This is a genomic window from Streptomyces sp. NPDC053426, from assembly GCF_055585405.1.
The window spans coordinates 600,380-615,882 of record NZ_JBVJKE010000001.1; the positions used below are offsets into that span (position 1 = coordinate 600,380).

Sequence of the window (15,503 nt, forward strand, 5' to 3'; positions counted from 1 at the left end):
TCTCGCGATCGCTCACGCGGCGACCCGCTCGGCACCGTCCGCCGTGATGCCCTTGGTGGAGGCGATCACGTTCTTCAGCTTCTTGGACAGTGCCTCATAGAACATGCTCAGCGGAAACTCGTCCGGAAGCACGTCATCGACGAGTTTGCGCGGCGGCTGCGTCAGGTCGAGGGCGTCGGGGCCCTTGGCCCACGTGGAGCCCGGGTGCGGGGAGAGGTAGGTGGAGACCAGCTCGTACCCGGCGAACCAGTGGACGAGCTTGGGGCGGTCGATGCCGTCGCGGTACAGCGTCTCGATCTCGGCGCACAGCTGGTTGGTGACCCGCGGGGCGCGCTCCCAGTCGATGGAGAGCTTGTTGTCGGTCCAGCGGACGACGTCGTGCTTGTGCAGGTAGGCGAAGAGGAGCTGGCCGCCGAGGCCGTCGTAGTTGCGTACGCGCGCGCCGGTGACGGGGAAGCGGAACATCCGGTCGAAGAGCACCGCGACCTGCACGTCACGGGCCTGCGGGACGCCGTCGCCGGCCAGCTTCACGGCCTCCTTGAAGGCGGTGAGGTCGCAGCGCAGCTCCTCCAGGCCGTACATCCAGAACGGCTGGCGCTGCTTGATCATGAACGGGTCGAACGGCAGGTCGCCGTGGCTGTGGGTGCGGTCGTGGACCATGTCCCAGAGCACGAAGGCCTCTTCGCAGCGCTTCTGGTCGTGCACCATCGCGGCGACGTCCTCGGGCAGCTCCAGGCCCAGGACGTCGACCGCGGCCTCGGTGACACGCCGGAAGCGCGCGGCCTCGCGGTCGCAGAAGATGCCGCCCCAGGTGAACCGCTCGGGGGCCTCGCGCACCGCGATGGTCTCCGGGAAGAGGACCGCGGAGTTGGTGTCGTAGCCCGCGGTGAAGTCCTCGAAGGTGATGCCGCAGAACAGCGGGTTGTCGTAGCGGGTGCGCTCCAGCTCGGCCAGCCAGTCGGGCCAGACCATGCGCAGCACGACCGCCTCGAGGTTGCGGTCGGGGTTGCCGTTCTGCGTGTACATCGGGAAGACGACCAGGTGCTGGAGGCCGTCCGCGCGGCTCGCGGCCGGCTGGAAGGCCAGCAGCGAGTCGAGGAAGTCGGGCACCTCGAAGCCGCCCTCGGCCCAGCGGCCCAGGTCCTCGACCAGGGCCTCGTGGTAGGCGCGGTCGTGCGGGAGCAGCGGGGAGAGCTCCTCGACGGCACCGGTCACGGCGCGCACCGCGCGCTCGGCGTCGGCGCGGTCCGGGGCTCCGTCGGCGTCGAAGTCGATCGAACCGTCCTTGGACTGCCAGGGCCGGATCCGCTCCACGGCATCCTTGAGCACGGGCCATGCCGGGTGCTCCACCACCCTGGTCGCCGGAGGAACCTGTCCCTCGGCACCCACCTGCACAAGAATTTCCGTCATGTCCCATCCTCCACGGGAGAACCTCGCGTAAGAAGACCGTATACATACGGGGTTTCTCCCAGCAAGGGGAGTCTCGGGAAATTATCCTGCCCTACCCCCGCCTTAACCGCATTTTTTCCTGTGGGACACCGGGGTGGGCGGCGGTGTCTGCGATCCGGGTTCAGCCTCTGGACGCGGCGGGCACAGGCGATACGGTCCAGGAGGGCCGTAGGGACGCGGCCCCCCGCCGCCGTCGACGGAAGCGAGTCGGATCTTGAACTTCCTCACCATCGGTCACCGCGGAGTCATGGGTGTCGAGCCCGAGAACACCCTCCGGTCCTTCACCGCCGCCCAGGAGGCGGGCCTCGACGTCATCGAACTCGACCTGCATCTGAGCAAGGACGGCGCGCTCGTCGTCATGCACGACACGGAGGTGGACCGCACCACGGACGGCACGGGCGCGATCGCCGACAAGACCCTCGCCGAGCTGCGCGCCCTGGACGCCGGGCGGGGCGAGCGGATTCCCGTCTTCGAGGAGGTGCTCGACGCCGTCCGGGCACCGCTCCAGGCCGAGATCAAGGACGTCCAGGCCGCCCGTGCGCTGGCCGAGGTGATGAACGGACGGGAACTGGCCGAGCGGGTCGAGGTGTCCTCGTTCCACGACGAGGCGGTCGCGGAGATCGCCCGCCTGGTGCCCGGCGTCCGTACGGCGCTCATCGCGAGCCGCTACGGCACGGACATCGTGGACCGGGCGGTCGGGGCCGGTGCCTCGACCGTCTGCCTCAACATCCGCAGACTCACGCTGGAGACCGTGGAACAGGCGCGGAAGGCCGGGCTGCGGATCATCGGCTGGGTGGTGAACACCCAGGACCACCTCAGACTGGTACGGGCCCTGGGACTCGACGGCGCCACCACCGACTACCCGGAGATCAAGCGCACCGGCCGCTTCACGGCGTGAGCCGTCAGACCAGCTCCTTCACCAGCAGCTCGAACTCCAGGTCGTCCCGCTGCGGAACGCCGAAGCGCTCGTCGCCGTACGGGAAGGGCGTCATCCGTCCCGTACGGCGGTAGCCGCGCCGCTCGTACCAGGCGATCAGGTCCTCCCGCACGGAGATCACCGTCATGTGCATCTCGCTCGCGCCCCAGGTCTCGCGGGCCTGGCGCTCCGCCTCCGCGATGACCGTCCTGCCGAGTCCGGCGCCCTGGAGGGCGGGGCTGACCGCGAACATCCCGAAGTAGGCGTGCGCGCCGCGGTGTTCCAGCTGGCAGCAGGCGACCACGCGGCCGGCGCGCTCCACCGTGAGCAGCCTGCTGTCCGGCGCCTTGATGACCTCCAGCACGCCCTCCGGGTCGGTCCGCTGCCCCTGGAGGATGTCCGCCTCGGTGGTCCACCCGGCCCTGCTGGACTCGCCCCGGTACGCCGACTGGATCAGCGCGACGAGGGCGTCCACATCGGCGTCGGTCGCGTCGCGGAAGGTCAGTGCGGTGTCGGTGGCGGATTCCATGGGCACGTCTCCGGTTCTCCTGGGCGCCTTCCGGCGTGGCTCGGGCGGGAACGAGACTAACCCGGCCACTACGCTCGGCCGCATGGTGCACGTACTGAGCAGTCGCGTCCTGCTCCGCCCCACCGACCCCGACCGCTCCCGCGCCTTCTACGGGGAGCGGCTGGGCCTCGCCGTCCACCGCGAGTTCGGCACCGGACCGGAACGCGGCACCGTCTACTTCCTCGGCGGGGGGTTCCTGGAGCTCTCGGGCCGCGCGGAATCCTCCTCGCCGTCGTCCTCGTCCTCGTCCCCGGACGTACGGCTGTGGCTCCAGGTCGAGGACATCGCGGTCGCGCACGAGGAACTGGCGGCCGGGGGCGTCGACATCGTCCGTCCGCCGGTGCTGGAGCCGTGGGGTCTGCTCGAGATGTGGATCGCCGACCCGGACGGCACCCCGATCGTGCTGGTCGAGGTCCCGGCCGAGCACCCGCTGCGCTACCGGCCGGGCATCTGAGGGGCGCGCTCGCGCCGGATGGCCGGGCCCGGAAGGCGGGCTTAGCGTGGCGAGGGTACGGAAGGGAACGCCATGAAACAGTCCGCGCCGGTGACCGGCGGGCCCTGCTGGGCCGAGCTGGGGACCACCGATCCGGAGTCCGCCCGACGGTTCTACACGCGGTTGTTCGGCTGGCGCCCCGAGACGGACCCGCGTCAGGAGTCGGGCGGCTACACGGTCGCGTACCTCGGTGACGCGGCGGTCGCCGCGCTGGCGCCGCTGTACCAGGAGTCGCAGCCGGTGGCCTGGAACGTGTCGTTCGCGGTGGCCGACGTCGACGCCGCCCTCCGTGCGGTGGAGGCGGCGGGCGGGCGGGCGCTGCTCGGCCCGACGGACGTGTTCGACGCGGGCCGTTCCGCGGTGGCCGTCGACCCCACCGGCGCCGTCTTCCAGCTCTGGCAGGCGGACGCCTTCCCGGGCGCCGGTGTGTTCGACGTGCCCGGCTCCCTGGGCTGGGTGGAACTGATGACGCGGGCGCCGCGGCAGGCCGTGGCGTTCTACACCGGCGTGTTCGGCTGGAGCGTGGACGCCTCCCGGCGGTACCCGCGGTGGGGCGCCGGCGGCGCGGACTTCGGCGGCATGGTGACGATGGACGACAAGTTCCCGCACGAGGTGCCCGCGCACTGGCTGCCGTACTTCGCCGTGGACGACGTGGACGACGCCGCGGTGACGACCACGACGGTGGAGGGCACGGTGCTGATGGAGCCCGTCTCGCAACCGGAGGGTCCGCGCATCGCGGTGCTCCGCGACCCGCAGGGGGCGATGTTCGGCGTGTACCGGGCGGCGGACGAGAGGTGAGCGGGGGGCGGGCCCGCGGCCGTCACGCCCGCAGCGCGTCCAGGCGTCCTTCCAGCTGCCCGAGCAGCTCGCCGAGCAGGGCGGCGAGCTCGCCGAGCTCCGGGCCGTCCAGACCGGACAGTACGGCGGTCTCGTAGGCGAGCTGCGCGGGCAGGATGCCGTCGACCAGGTCGCGTCCGGAGTCGGTGAGGCGGACGTGGGCGACCCTGCGGTCACGGGCGTCGCCGCGGCGTTCCACCAGTCCGCGCTCGGTGAGCTGCTTGAGGCGTTTGGTGACGGCGGCGCCCGAGGAGAAGGTCTCGCGGGCCAGCTCGCTCGGCGTCAGCTCGTGGCCGGTGCGGCGCAGGGCGCCCAGCAGGTCGAACTCCGGGCGGGTCAGTCCGGCGCGGCGCAGCGGGGCGTCCTCCGCCTGCTGGAGGAGGGCGGCGCAGCGGTTGATGCGGCCGATGACCTCCATGGGGCCGGTGTCGAGGCCGGGGTGGACGGCCCGCCACTGCCGGACGACGGCGGCGACGGTGTCGCCCCGCGAGCGGCCGGGCGCGTCCCCGTCGGCCGTCTCCGGCCCCTCGCCGCCGGCCGCCGCTGGTCCTTCGGTCGCCGTCATGGCCGTGCGTCCTCCGTGTTCGTGCCCGTGCCGGGGTCCGGGAGCAGTCCCTGGCGTCGTACCGTCGCCGCGAGCGTACGGTGTCCCGACTGCTCGGCGAGCACGACCCGCTCCTGGGCCGGTGCGCGCTGCCACCACTCGCCGGACGCGGCGTCGGCGGTGGCCCGCAGGTCGACCAGGGCGGCGGCGAGGTCGCGACGGGCGGCGTCCAGGGCGGCGAGGGCGGGCCGGGGCCCGGCCAGCAGGCGCGCGGCGTGCTCGCGTGCGCGGTCGGCCGTGGTGAGCGCCCGCTCCACGCGGTCGCCCGCCCGCCGGTTGGTGACGGCCACGGCGGCGGCGAAGCCGACCAGGGCGCCGACGAGGGTGTCCACCGCGCGCTCGGTGATCAGGTCGCCGGGCGGCTGGTAGCCGGCGAACTCGGTGACGAGCAGCGCGAGCGGGGTCACGCAGACGGTGCCGAGCCAGTAGTTGCGGCCGATGAGCGCCTCGGCGCCGAAGTTGAACAGCAGGCAGCAGAGCACGAGGGCGAGCGGGCCGAGGTGGGCGACGGGGACGACGGCGGCGAAGAGCAGCACGCCGGCGAGGTTGCCGACGACGCGCTGGACGGTCCGGCTCCAGGTGAGGGTGATGTTGGCCTGGTAGAGCGAGGCGGCGGTGACCAGGGCCCAGTAGGGGCGGCCGATGCCGAGGGCGAGGGAGGCGTAGCCGGCGAGGGCGCAGCCGAGGGCGGTGCGGACGGCGATCGGGGTGAGCGGGCCGAGCCTGGTCCACAGGGGGCGTGGCGGGGTGGCGCGCTCGGCGGCCACCCCGAGGAGTTCACCGGCGTCCGCGCGGGGGTCGTCGGTGCGCGGGACGGCGCCGGTGCCGCGCAGTGCGCGGGCCCAGGCGCGCAGGCGTTCGGGGTCGGCGTCGGCGGGCGCGGCGAGCGCGACCTCCGCGCGGACGACGAGCCGTTCGAGGGCGCGGCGGGTGGCGGAGGGCCGGTTGCCGGTGGAGAGCAGGGACTGCCAGGCGGCCTGTACGGCGGCGTAGGCGGCGGCGCGGGCCCCTGTGTGACCGTCGCCGGTGCCACCGGTCCCGGCGTACGCGGCGGCGGCGTTCAGCGCCTGGGCGGTGGCGCGGCGTTCGGGGCCGTGCGGCCGGAGCGGCGCGGGCGCCATGCCCACCAGATAGGCCCAGACACCGGCCGCGGCGGCGAGCGCGAGATGGCCGGGGACCTGTCCGAGGGTCTGCGGCACGAACAGCGAGGCGGAGCTGACGAAGGTGAGGATCACATGGCCGGGCGGGCCGACGCGGGTGGCGTCGCACAGCGCCTTCTGCGCGGCGGCCAGGACGGCGCCGACGGTGACCAGGACCACGGCGTTCCGGGTGAGGGAGGCGGCGACCAGGGACACGGCGAGGCCGCCGAGCATGCCGAGCACCACCCAGGCCAGCACCCTGGCCCGGGCGGCGTACGGGCGGTTGTGGGCGTAGAGGGCGCACAGGGACCCCGCCATGGTGTACATCGCGAGGTCGAGCCGGCCGAGGGCCACCAGGAGCAGGCTGGGCGGTGCTACCGCGGCGACCACGCTGAGGGCCGGCTTGAACCAGATGTCGGAGGGCCGCCCGAGGCGCAGTGGGGCGGCGAGCGGGAGGCGCCGGGCTGCCTGCGGGGCGGTGGGGGTGGGGGTGGGGGTCGCACTGCTCATGAAGAACAAGGTTAACAGGTAATTTACTCGTAAAGCATATGCGTGGGCCCACCGCGCCCCCGGGCGCTCCCCCCGCACTCCCGTGCGCTCGGGTGTCCGTCGCCGGGACCGGGCATGCCATGACCGACCGTCGAGCGGGCCGAGGGGGAGGTTCGGGTGCACGGACCGGTGTCGTCCGGCTGGCTGCTGGTCGCGCTCTGCGCGGCGACCGGCGCCTACTGTCTGCTGCGCATGCGCAGCCATGTGGCGGAGCAGCGCCGCGCCGCGGGCGGCGAGGCGCTCATGGGTTTCGGCATGGCCGTGATGGCCGTGCCCGCGGCGGTGTTCACCCCGCCGGCGTGGGCCTGGCCGGCCTACGCGGTGGTGTTCGGCGCGGCCGGGCTGCACGCGCTGTGGACGGCCCGCGCCGGCGCACGCCACCTGCACCATCTGATCGGCGCCGGGGCGATGGTGTACATGGCGGTGGCCATGGCCGCCTCCACCGGTCAGGGGCCCGGGCACGGGCACGGCGGATCGGGCACACCCCTGCTGACCGGGGCCCTGCTGCTCTACTTCGTCGCGTACGTGCTCGCCGCCGGTGCACGACTGGTGCCCGCGGCCGCCGTGGCGGGGGGCGGCCGGGGCGCGGGCTGGGGCGACCGGCCGGAGCTGGCGCGGGCCTGCCGGCTGTCCATGGGGATCGCGATGGTGGCGATGCTGCTGACGATGTGAGGGCGGGACACCCGGCGCGGCGGCCGTTGCCTGCGTCACTTCGGTGCGTCCGTCCATGTCCTCGGGCGGCCCGCGCTCATAGGCTGCACGCATGATCCTCCCCGCGGCCCTGCTGCTGCTCGGCGTCCTGACCGCCGTCCTGGGTCCCCGGCTGCTCGCCCGGGCCGACTGGCCGGACCGCGAACCGGTGGTGGCGCTGTGGGCGTGGCAGTGCGTGATCGCGGCGGTGCTGCTGTGCTGCGCGCTGTCGATGACGTTCAGCGCGGCGGCCGCCTGGCAGGCGGTGGGCGGCCAGGTGTTCGCCACCGCGCCCCGCGCGGTCGTGGAGGCGTACGCGCTCGGTACGGCGGGGCTCTGGGCGCAGACCACCGCGGTGGCGCTGGCGTGCGGCGGGCTGTGGAGCGCGGCGATGCTGGTCCGGGAGGCCGTACGGGCCCGCGCCCGGCGTCGGGCGCGCCGCGCCGAACTGCGGGTGCGGGCACCGCTGCTGCCCGGGGAGCGGCCGGGCTCCGACCGGCTCGTGGTCCTGGAGGGCGAGCGGCCCGACGCCTGGTGGCTGCCCGGCACCCCGCCCCGACTGGTCGTCACCACGGCCGCGTTGCGCCGGCTGAAGGGCAGGCAGCTGGACGCCGTCCTCGCCCACGAGCGGGGGCACGCGCAGGCCCGGCACGACTGGCTGCTGCACTGCTCCTCCGCGCTGGCGGGCGGTTTCCCGCAGGTGCCGGTGTTCGCGGCGTTCCGCGACGAGATGCACCGGCTGGTCGAACTCGCCGCCGACGACATGGCGTCCCGCCGCGTCGGCCGGCTGACCACGGCCCTCGCGCTGGTGGAACTCAACGAACACCGCGGGGTGTTCGGCGGCCCCTGCCCGGCCCCGCAGGCCCACGTCCCGGCCCGGGTGCACCGCCTGCTCACTCCCCCGGACCGGCTCACCGCGGGGCGCCGGCTACGGCTCACGGCGGTGGCGTCGCTGGTCCCGGTGATCCCGGTACTGGTGGCGTTCACACCGGGCCTGCGGGCACTCGGCTAGCCCGCCGCCCCCGCGGGCAGCCGCACGCCACGTCCCTCGCTCTCCGCGGGCGGTCGCGCCTCAGGGCGGCACGGGGGTGGACGCGGACGGCACCCCGCAAGCGCCGGGCAGCGCGAACACCCCCGGCCCGCACCGACGTCGGGGCACCTCGTACGGCGCCGGGCCGCGCACACCCCCGACCGGCACGAGCCCGGAAGAGGCCGGCGGAGGCGGGGGCTGGCCCCGGTCACCGGCGTTCGGAGAGGATCGCCCCATGCACACCCCCCACACCGAATCCCCGCCCAGGCCCCCGGAGCACCGCCCGGCCGCCCTGTCCACCGGAGTGCTCGCGCTGTGCTCGGCGCTGCTGCTGACCCTGGTCGGCGTCGAGTGGCGCCCGCTGCTCGAGCTGGACGCCGACATCGCCCGCACCACTCACCGCTGGGCGGTCGAGGAACGGGGGCTGACGCAGACGTCGCGCATCCTGACGGACTGGGTCTGGGACCCGTGGACGATGCGGGTGCTGTGCGGTGTGGCGGCGGCGCTGCTCCTCTGGCGGTACGCGGCCCCCTGGTCGGCGCTCTGGCTGGTGCTCTCGGTCGCCGTCGGAACGGCGGTGCAGCAGGGGCTGAAGGCCGCACTGGACCGCGCCCGCCCGGTCTGGCCCGACCCGGTGGACTCCGCGCACTACGCGGCGTTCCCGTCGGGGCACGCCATGACCGCGACGGTCGTCTGCGGCCTGCTGCTGTGGCTGCTGCACCGCCGCGGGGTGGGCCGCGCCCTGTGGCGTACGGCGCTGGCCGTGGCGGTCCTCTCGGTGGCCGGTGTCGGCCTCACCCGGGTCTGGCTCGGCGTCCACTGGCCCACGGACGTCCTCGGCGGCTGGCTGCTCGGCGCCCTGACGGTGGCGGCGGCCGTGGCGGTCCACCGGCGGCGGTGTCCGGCGCGCCGGTGATTCCGGGCGCCCCCGAGCCGGTGCCCCGGGGCCGCTCTCGCCGCGAACCAGACCGTTCACCTCGGACGATCCCCCGCGTCGCCCGAGGTGAACGGCAACCCGGCAAGGCCCGCCAAGGGGTCTCGCCGGACGCGCTGAGTATAGTTGGCTGCCAGCCAGTCAACGCAGGAGTCCAGCATGTCCCCGCGCAGCGCCCTGGTCAATGAAGAGTTGCGGAGGCGTTCGAAGGAGCGGCTTCTGCACGCCGCCGTGGAGTTGGTCGACGAGCACGGCTACGAGGCCACGACGCTGGGCGACATCGCCGACCGGGCGGGCTCCGCGCGGGGCCTGGTGTCGTACTACTTCCCGGGAAAACGCCAGCTCGTGCAGTCCGCCGTGCACCGGCTGATGCACCGCACCCTGGAGGAGGCCCTGGAGCGGGAGCCGCACACCGAGGACGGCCGGGAGCGGATGGCACGGGCCATCGACGCGATCCTGGGCCTGGCGCGGGACCGGCCGGTCCTGATGCGCCAGCACATGGCCGGACTGCTGCAGGCCGAGGGTTTCCTGCCCTGCCCGGAGCAGCGGCGACTGGCCGAACTGCTGAGCGACACCGTCACCCGGCACGGCTCCCACGACGTCGACACGGACTACCCGATGCTGCGCGCCCTGCTGATGGGTGCCGTGTACGCGGCCCTGATGCCGGGCGCGCCCATGCCGGTCCCGGTGCTGCGCGCGGAGCTGTTCAAGCGCTACCGGCTCGACTGGGAGATGGGCGTCCCGCCGGACACCGAGGTGCCCGGCGGGACGTGTGGCAAGGACCGGGCGGACATGGCCCGGTTCTTCGCGACGGAGCCGGACGCTCAGTCGAAGTAGTCCGGCTGGGTCTGCACGTTGAGCTCACGCAGGTGGACCCGGCGGGCCGGGTCCGTACGCCGGTCGTCGATCTTCAGGACGTCGAAGCCCTTGGCGATGTCGTTCGAGTAGATGTAGCCGTTGTAGTAGTACGCCGACCAGGAACCGCCGGTGACGAGCTGGTCCGTGGACAGCGGGCCGCGCTCGAAGTAGGCGATCTCCTTCGGCTTCGAGGAGTCGGTGAAGTCCCAGACGGAGACGCCGCCCTGGTACCAGGCCTGGACCATCAGGTCCCTGCCCTTGACCGGGATGAGCGAGCCGTTGTGGGCCACGCAGTTCTCGGTGTCCGCCTGGTGGCGGGGGATCTTGAAGTAGCTGCGGAAGACCAGCTTCTGCCGGTCGCCCTTGCCGACGATGTCGTAGATGCCGTCCGCGCCGCGGTTCGGGCCGATCTCCGCGTTGCAGGTGGCGCCGCCACCGCCGCCCAGCTCGTCGGTGAAGACGACCTTGTTCGCCTTCTGGTTGAAGGTCGCCGAGTGCCAGAACGCGAAGTTGACGTTGTCCTGCACCCGGTCGATCACCCGCGGACGCTCCGGGTCCTTGATGGAGAACAGGATGCCGTCGCCCATGCAGGCACCGGCCGCCAGGTCCTTCGACGGCAGCACGGTGATGTCGTGGCAGCCGGTGGTCTTGGAGACGCCCGGGTTGGTGGGCCCGCCGGGGTTGCCGCCGCCGTCCGGGCCCTCACCCGGGAACAGCACCGGGAAGCCGACCAGCGCCGCCTTGTGCGGGGCCTTGCGCGGCACCTTGATCACCGAGATGCCGTCGTGCGGCGGCTGGCAGTCGGGGTAGGCCGCGTTCGGCGAGTACGACGAGACGTAGACGTAGACGTTCTTGCGCTCGGGCACCAGCGTGTGGGTGTGCGAGCCGCAGGCGGTCTCGACGGCGGCGACGTAGCGCGGGTTGCGCTTGTCGCTGATGTCGAAGACCTTCATGCCCTCCCACGAGGACTTCTCGGTCGCCGGCTGGGTGGTGCTGTTGCAACTGCTGTCGCTGCGCGAGGAGTCCGTGGACAGGAACAGCAGGTCGCCGGAGACGGAGATGTCGTTCTGCGAGCCGGGGCACAGCACCTGGGCCACGGTCTTCGGCGTCTTCGGGTCGCTGATGTCGAAGATGCGGAAGCCGTCGTAGTTGCCCGCGAAGGCGTACCGGCCCTGGAAGGCCAGGTCCGAGTTGGTGCCGGACAGCGCGTCCTTGGGGATGTTGGCCACGTGCCGGATGTTGTCGGAGTGGACGACCTCGTCCTGGCCGGGTATCTCGCCGCTCCGGATGGCCTCGCGCGCCTCGGCCTGGTCGCTGCGCGACACCTCCTTCTCGGCGGCCGGCGAGTCCCCGGGGTCGGGGATCGCCGCGGCCGGCGCGGCGGTGAGCAGCGCGGCCAGCAGTCCGCCGGCCGCCGCGGCAACTCCCAGTCGTCTGCGCCGGGTTCGGGGAACGTTCAACAGGATCACTGTTTTCCTCCCTGGTTCCGTTCACATCAGAACGGTTTTCGCACCGGCAGTATCGTCGTGGACATGCACATACCAACAGAGGGCAACGCCATCGCGATGAAGTTTTTTGATCACTGACGCGCGGAAGCGTGCTAGGACGGTCGTCGACACTCACGAGGTGTCCCGCAACCCCCCTGCCACAGGAGGTCCTTGTGCACTACCGCCGTGCGTCACGCGTGTCCCTCGTCGCGGCCGGGCTGACCGCCCTGGCCGTACTCGGGCTCGTGGGCTGCGACTCCGGTACGGACGACACCGAGTCGGCAGCCGCCGCCGGGCCTTCGGTCATCGCGCCGGGTGAGCCCGGGGAGGCCAACCGGACCCTGTCGGCCGAGGAGGCCGAACGGCAGCGCGTCGAGGACGACTCCCCCAACTCGGCGGACGTGTCCTACGCGCGGATGATGATCCAGCACCACGCGCAGGCCCTGGAGATGACCGGAATGGTGCCGGACCGCGCCGAGTCGTCGAAGATCGTCAAGCTGGCCGAGCGCATCGCCGCCGCGCAGCAGCCGGAGATCAAGGCGATGAAGGGCTGGCTGAAGAGCCACGACAAGCCGGAGCGGGACGACGGGCACGGGCACGACCACGCGACGATGCCCGGGATGGCCACACAGGCCCAGCTGAAGCAACTGCGCGCGGCCGGCGGCAAGGCCTTCGACCAGCTCTTCCTCACCCTGATGATCACGCATCACCAGGGGGCGATCACCATGTCCACCGAGCTGAAGGGGCAGGGCAACAACATCCGGATGGAGGAGATGGCGGACGACGTGGTGGCCCAGCAGACCAGCGAGATCAGCCGGATGCGCGACCTGATGTGACGGTGCGCGGCACGCCGTGCCGGCGGCCGGCGCCCGACGGGGCGGCTCAGCGCCGGACGTGCCGTGCGGGCAGCAGTCCCGCGTCGCGCGTCCGGCCGATGAGCCTGAGCGCACCGCGCCGGCTGTACCCGGTCTCGTCCATCACGGCGAGGACCGGATCGGCTCCCCGCTCCTGCGCCGCGCGGTACGCCCCCGCCACGAGGCTGTGCTCCTGTGGCCCCCTCGGCCGGTCGGCCCGCTCCCGGTGCGTGCCCGTACCGGCCTCGTCGCCGGGTCCCGGCTCGGGCCCGGCGCCGCAGGCCCGCGCCAGCGGCCCCTCGATCCAGTCGGCGAACAGGGCGAGGTCCTCCAGGGCCAGCGCGGGCCGGGCCCGTACGTCCTCGACGCAGACCCACCCCTCGCACACCGTCGCCAGCGCGTCGATGCGGGCCCCGTCGCCGAAGGCCAGCCGCACATGGAGCCACCGGGTCGCCCGCTCCCCCTCCCGCACCTCCCACGCGGGCCACACGGACACCGCACCCTCCCCCGGAGAGCGATCGGAAAGATGAAGAAAAGATGCCTCAAACACACACGCAACGTAACCGCGTGATCAGTTCCCCTCCGTAGAACACGCGCCCCGGGCGGCGGACGGCACCCTGTCAGCGGAGCGCGGACGGTGCCATGCTGGAGACATCAGCGATCTCCTGTGGATCCCCCGGGGTGAGGAGTTCCGCCGTGCTGCGTGTCGCCGTCGTCGGTTCCGGGCCGAGCGGGTGCTACACCGCCCAGAGCCTCGTCCAGCAGGACGCCCGGGTGCGTGTGGACGTCCTGGACCGGCTGCCGTGTCCGTACGGCCTGGTCCGCTACGGCGTGGCGCCGGACCACGAGAAGATCAAGTCCCTGCAGAACACCCTCCGGGCGGTCCTGGAGCACGAACGCGTGCGCTTCCTCGGCGGGGTACCGGTCGGGCCGGGCGGGGTACCGGTCGCGCGGCTGCGGGAGCTGTACCACGCGGTGGTGTACTGCGTGGGCGCCGCCACGGACCGGCGGCTGGGCATCCCGGGCGAGGAGCTGCCGGGCAGCTGGTCGGCGACGGAGTTCGTGTCCTGGTACAGCGCGCATCCGGACGCCGCCGACGGCGGTTTCCTGCGCGGGGTGCGGTCGGCGGTGGTCATCGGGATGGGGAACGTCGCCGTGGACGTGACGCGCATGCTGGCCCGGGGCGCTGCGGAGCTGAGCCCGACCGACATGCCGCACGCGGCCCTGACCGTACTCGCGTCGAGCCGGGTGGACCGCATCCACATGGTGGGCCGGCGCGGCCCGTCCCAGGCCCGCTTCACCACCAAGGAGCTGCGCGAACTGGGGACCCTGCCGGACACCGGAATCGCCGTGGACCCGGCCGAGGCGGCCCAGGACCCGGCGTACACGGACCCGTCCGCGCTGCCCGCCCCGCAGCGCCGCAACGTCGAGGTGCTGCGCGGCTGGGCCGGGGCGCCGGTGCCGGGCGCCCGGCGGCTGGTCCGGCTGCGCTTCTTCCTCCGCCCGGCCGAGCTGATCGCCCGGGAGGGCAGGGTGGGCGCGGTGCGTCTCGAGCGGACGGTGCCGGACGGACACGGCGGCGCCACGGGCACGGGGCGGTTCGAGGACGTCGAGGCGCAGTTGGTGCTGCGCTCGGTCGGTTATCGCGGGGTGCTGTTGGAGGGACTGCCGTTCGACGCGGCCGGCGGCACGGTTCCGCATCTCGCCGGGCGGGTGCTGCGGGAGGGCGCCGTCACTCCGGGCGAGTACGTGGCGGGCTGGATCAAGCGGGGCCCGACGGGCGTCATCGGCACCAACCGGCCCTGCGCGAAGGAGACGGTGACCTCCCTGCTGCGGGACGCGCCCTTCCTCGCCGACCGTGACCTCCCCGGCGACCCGCTGGCGGCACTGCGGGCCGAGGGCGTCGAACCGGTCGAGTGGAGGGGCTGGCAGGCGATCGAACACGCCGAGGCGGAACTGGGCGCCTCTCTCGGCCGGACCACCGTCAAACTCCCCGACTGGGACACCCTCCTGGCAGCGGCCCGCGCGGCCGGCCCATGACCGCTCCGGGGTCACGGACGACCGCCGGCCCGCCGGAGCGGGCCCGGCCGGTGCCACCGGGAGCCGGACTCCGCCACACGGACACCCGCACGCGCACGGACGCCGCGCCGGTGCCCTCCGACGCCCGCGGCATGCCCGCCGTACGCCCACACGCGCACGGCCGGCGCCACGCGGGATCCCGGGCCGTCACGGCCACCGGCGGAGCTGGTCCCCGGACCCGCCCCGCGCACGACCGGTAACGGTCCGCGCGGCCTCCGGCAACGGGAAGCGCGCCGGCCTTCGGCGCCGGGCGGACCGGGCCCCGGTGGGCACCGCCCCGTCGGGCGGACCCCCGCACGCCGACAGGCGACACCTCCCGAGATCCCCGGCTCCCGGACGCACCGGCGAGCGATCGGCCGCCCCGCAGTGAAACCCGCAGAAGCCCCGAGTGCAGCCCGTAGCGGCCCCCGTGGCCTCCTGCGGCAGTCAAGGGATCAGACACCCAGGGTCGAGGGCCGGACCCCGGTGGGCACTGCGCCGAGGCCCCCGGTTCCCGCACGCACCGGCGAGCGATCGCCCCCGGGCGGAAACCCGCACGCCAGGCGTGCGGCCGGCAGCGAGCCGCTGGGCGGTGGCCGGGTCAGCCGGTGTTCTGGCGAAGGGACTGGTGGGCGGCGGCGGTGAGCAGGCAGTCGAGGAGGCCCGGGAAGAGGTCGTCCAGGTCGGACCGGCGCAGGCCGTTCATCTTGGCGGTGCCCTCGTAGATCTGCCGGATCACGCCGCTCTCGCGCAGCACCCGGAAGTGGTGCGTGGTGGTGGACTTGGTGACCGGCAGGTCGAAGTACGAGCAGGACAGCTCGACGCCCTCGGCGGCGAGCTCGCGGACGATCCGCAGCCGTACGGGGTCGGAGAGCGCGTGCAGCACGCCCTCCAGCCGGATCTCCTCGCGCGCCGGGTGCGGCAGGTCGCGGCTGCTGGGTGCGGGGGCGGCGGTGGTCACGGCGGCTCCTGGTGCGGTCCGGGAAATCTCATTGTACGAAAGGCATCGTAGTTTGACATCCCCCGTACTACGATGA

16 protein-coding genes are annotated in these 15,503 nt (G+C 73.4%); 9 read left to right on the forward strand and 7 right to left on the reverse strand.

The features are described 5' to 3' along the window. Window positions 1–12: 12 nt before the first annotated feature. Window positions 13–1,410 (reverse strand): DUF6421 family protein, encoded by a 1,398-nt coding sequence (locus tag ACZ62B_RS02520; protein ID WP_469689161.1) that lies wholly within the window; start codon window positions 1,408–1,410, stop codon window positions 13–15. A 253-nt stretch (window positions 1,411–1,663) separates the two neighbouring features. On the opposite strand from ACZ62B_RS02520, the gene ACZ62B_RS02525 reads away from it, so the two are divergent. After that, entirely contained in the window at window positions 1,664–2,347 is a 684-nt protein-coding gene (locus tag ACZ62B_RS02525) for a glycerophosphodiester phosphodiesterase (protein ID WP_344562073.1), read from the forward strand. A gap of 4 nt (window positions 2,348–2,351) precedes the next feature. Here ACZ62B_RS02525 and ACZ62B_RS02530 read toward each other — a convergent pair whose 3' ends face one another. Next, window positions 2,352–2,894, reverse strand: coding sequence for a GNAT family N-acetyltransferase (locus ACZ62B_RS02530; protein WP_344562339.1), 543 nt, complete (start codon window positions 2,892–2,894; stop codon window positions 2,352–2,354). Window positions 2,895–2,976: 82 nt separating this feature from the next. Here ACZ62B_RS02530 and ACZ62B_RS02535 point away from each other — a divergent pair, with 82 nt between their 5' ends. Then, window positions 2,977–3,387: a VOC family protein gene (locus tag ACZ62B_RS02535; protein WP_344562071.1), complete on the forward strand. Its 411-nt coding sequence runs from the start codon at window positions 2,977–2,979 to the stop codon at window positions 3,385–3,387. Between the two features lie 72 nt (window positions 3,388–3,459). Then, on the forward strand, window positions 3,460–4,224 hold the full coding sequence (locus ACZ62B_RS02540; protein ID WP_469689162.1) for a VOC family protein: 765 nt from the start codon (window positions 3,460–3,462) through the stop codon (window positions 4,222–4,224). A gap of 22 nt (window positions 4,225–4,246) precedes the next feature. Here ACZ62B_RS02540 and ACZ62B_RS02545 read toward each other — a convergent pair whose 3' ends face one another. Then, window positions 4,247–4,828: a MarR family winged helix-turn-helix transcriptional regulator gene (locus tag ACZ62B_RS02545; RefSeq protein ID WP_344562067.1), complete on the reverse strand. Its 582-nt coding sequence runs from the start codon at window positions 4,826–4,828 to the stop codon at window positions 4,247–4,249. Further along, on the reverse strand, window positions 4,825–6,516 hold the full coding sequence (locus ACZ62B_RS02550) for an FUSC family protein (protein ID WP_468889934.1): 1,692 nt from the start codon (window positions 6,514–6,516) through the stop codon (window positions 4,825–4,827). The genes ACZ62B_RS02545 and ACZ62B_RS02550 overlap by 4 nt, the downstream gene beginning before the upstream one ends. A 156-nt stretch (window positions 6,517–6,672) precedes the next feature. On the opposite strand from ACZ62B_RS02550, the gene ACZ62B_RS02555 reads away from it, so the two are divergent. The 4 genes from ACZ62B_RS02555 (at window position 6,673) to ACZ62B_RS02570 (ending at window position 10,046) form a co-directional block, all read left to right on the forward strand. Then, a complete protein-coding gene (locus tag ACZ62B_RS02555) occupies window positions 6,673–7,227 on the forward strand; it encodes a DUF5134 domain-containing protein (RefSeq protein WP_344562063.1) in 555 nt (184 codons plus the stop codon). Between the two features lie 91 nt (window positions 7,228–7,318). After that, window positions 7,319–8,257: a M56 family metallopeptidase gene (locus tag ACZ62B_RS02560; RefSeq protein WP_469689163.1), complete on the forward strand. Its 939-nt coding sequence runs from the start codon at window positions 7,319–7,321 to the stop codon at window positions 8,255–8,257. 253 nt (window positions 8,258–8,510) lie between these two features. Then, window positions 8,511–9,191, forward strand: a complete 681-nt coding sequence (locus ACZ62B_RS02565; RefSeq protein WP_344562059.1) for a phosphatase PAP2 family protein — start codon at window positions 8,511–8,513, stop codon at window positions 9,189–9,191. A gap of 177 nt (window positions 9,192–9,368) precedes the next feature. Then, a complete protein-coding gene (locus tag ACZ62B_RS02570; protein ID WP_073934765.1) occupies window positions 9,369–10,046 on the forward strand; it encodes a TetR/AcrR family transcriptional regulator in 678 nt (225 codons plus the stop codon). Here ACZ62B_RS02570 and ACZ62B_RS02575 read toward each other — a convergent pair. Then, window positions 10,034–11,536, reverse strand: a complete 1,503-nt coding sequence (locus tag ACZ62B_RS02575; protein WP_468883215.1) for an LVIVD repeat-containing protein — start codon at window positions 11,534–11,536, stop codon at window positions 10,034–10,036. The two genes, ACZ62B_RS02570 and ACZ62B_RS02575, sit on opposite strands and share 13 nt — an antisense overlap. A 191-nt stretch (window positions 11,537–11,727) precedes the next feature. Here ACZ62B_RS02575 and ACZ62B_RS02580 point away from each other — a divergent pair, with 191 nt between their 5' ends. Next, a complete protein-coding gene (locus tag ACZ62B_RS02580) occupies window positions 11,728–12,390 on the forward strand; it encodes a DUF305 domain-containing protein (RefSeq protein WP_469689164.1) in 663 nt (220 codons plus the stop codon). Window positions 12,391–12,436: 46 nt separating this feature from the next. Here ACZ62B_RS02580 and ACZ62B_RS02585 read toward each other — a convergent pair whose 3' ends face one another. Then, complete coding sequence (locus ACZ62B_RS02585) at window positions 12,437–12,904, reverse strand: DUF6214 family protein (RefSeq protein WP_469689165.1); 468 nt, start codon at window positions 12,902–12,904, stop codon at window positions 12,437–12,439. 200 nt (window positions 12,905–13,104) lie between these two features. On the opposite strand from ACZ62B_RS02585, the gene ACZ62B_RS02590 reads away from it, so the two are divergent. After that, window positions 13,105–14,448, forward strand: coding sequence for an FAD-dependent oxidoreductase (locus tag ACZ62B_RS02590; RefSeq protein ID WP_344562048.1), 1,344 nt, complete (start codon window positions 13,105–13,107; stop codon window positions 14,446–14,448). A gap of 619 nt (window positions 14,449–15,067) precedes the next feature. On the opposite strand, the gene ACZ62B_RS02595 is transcribed toward ACZ62B_RS02590, so the two are convergent. Further along, window positions 15,068–15,427, reverse strand: a complete 360-nt coding sequence (locus tag ACZ62B_RS02595; protein ID WP_344562046.1) for an ArsR/SmtB family transcription factor — start codon at window positions 15,425–15,427, stop codon at window positions 15,068–15,070. Between the last annotated feature and the right edge of the window lie 76 nt (window positions 15,428–15,503).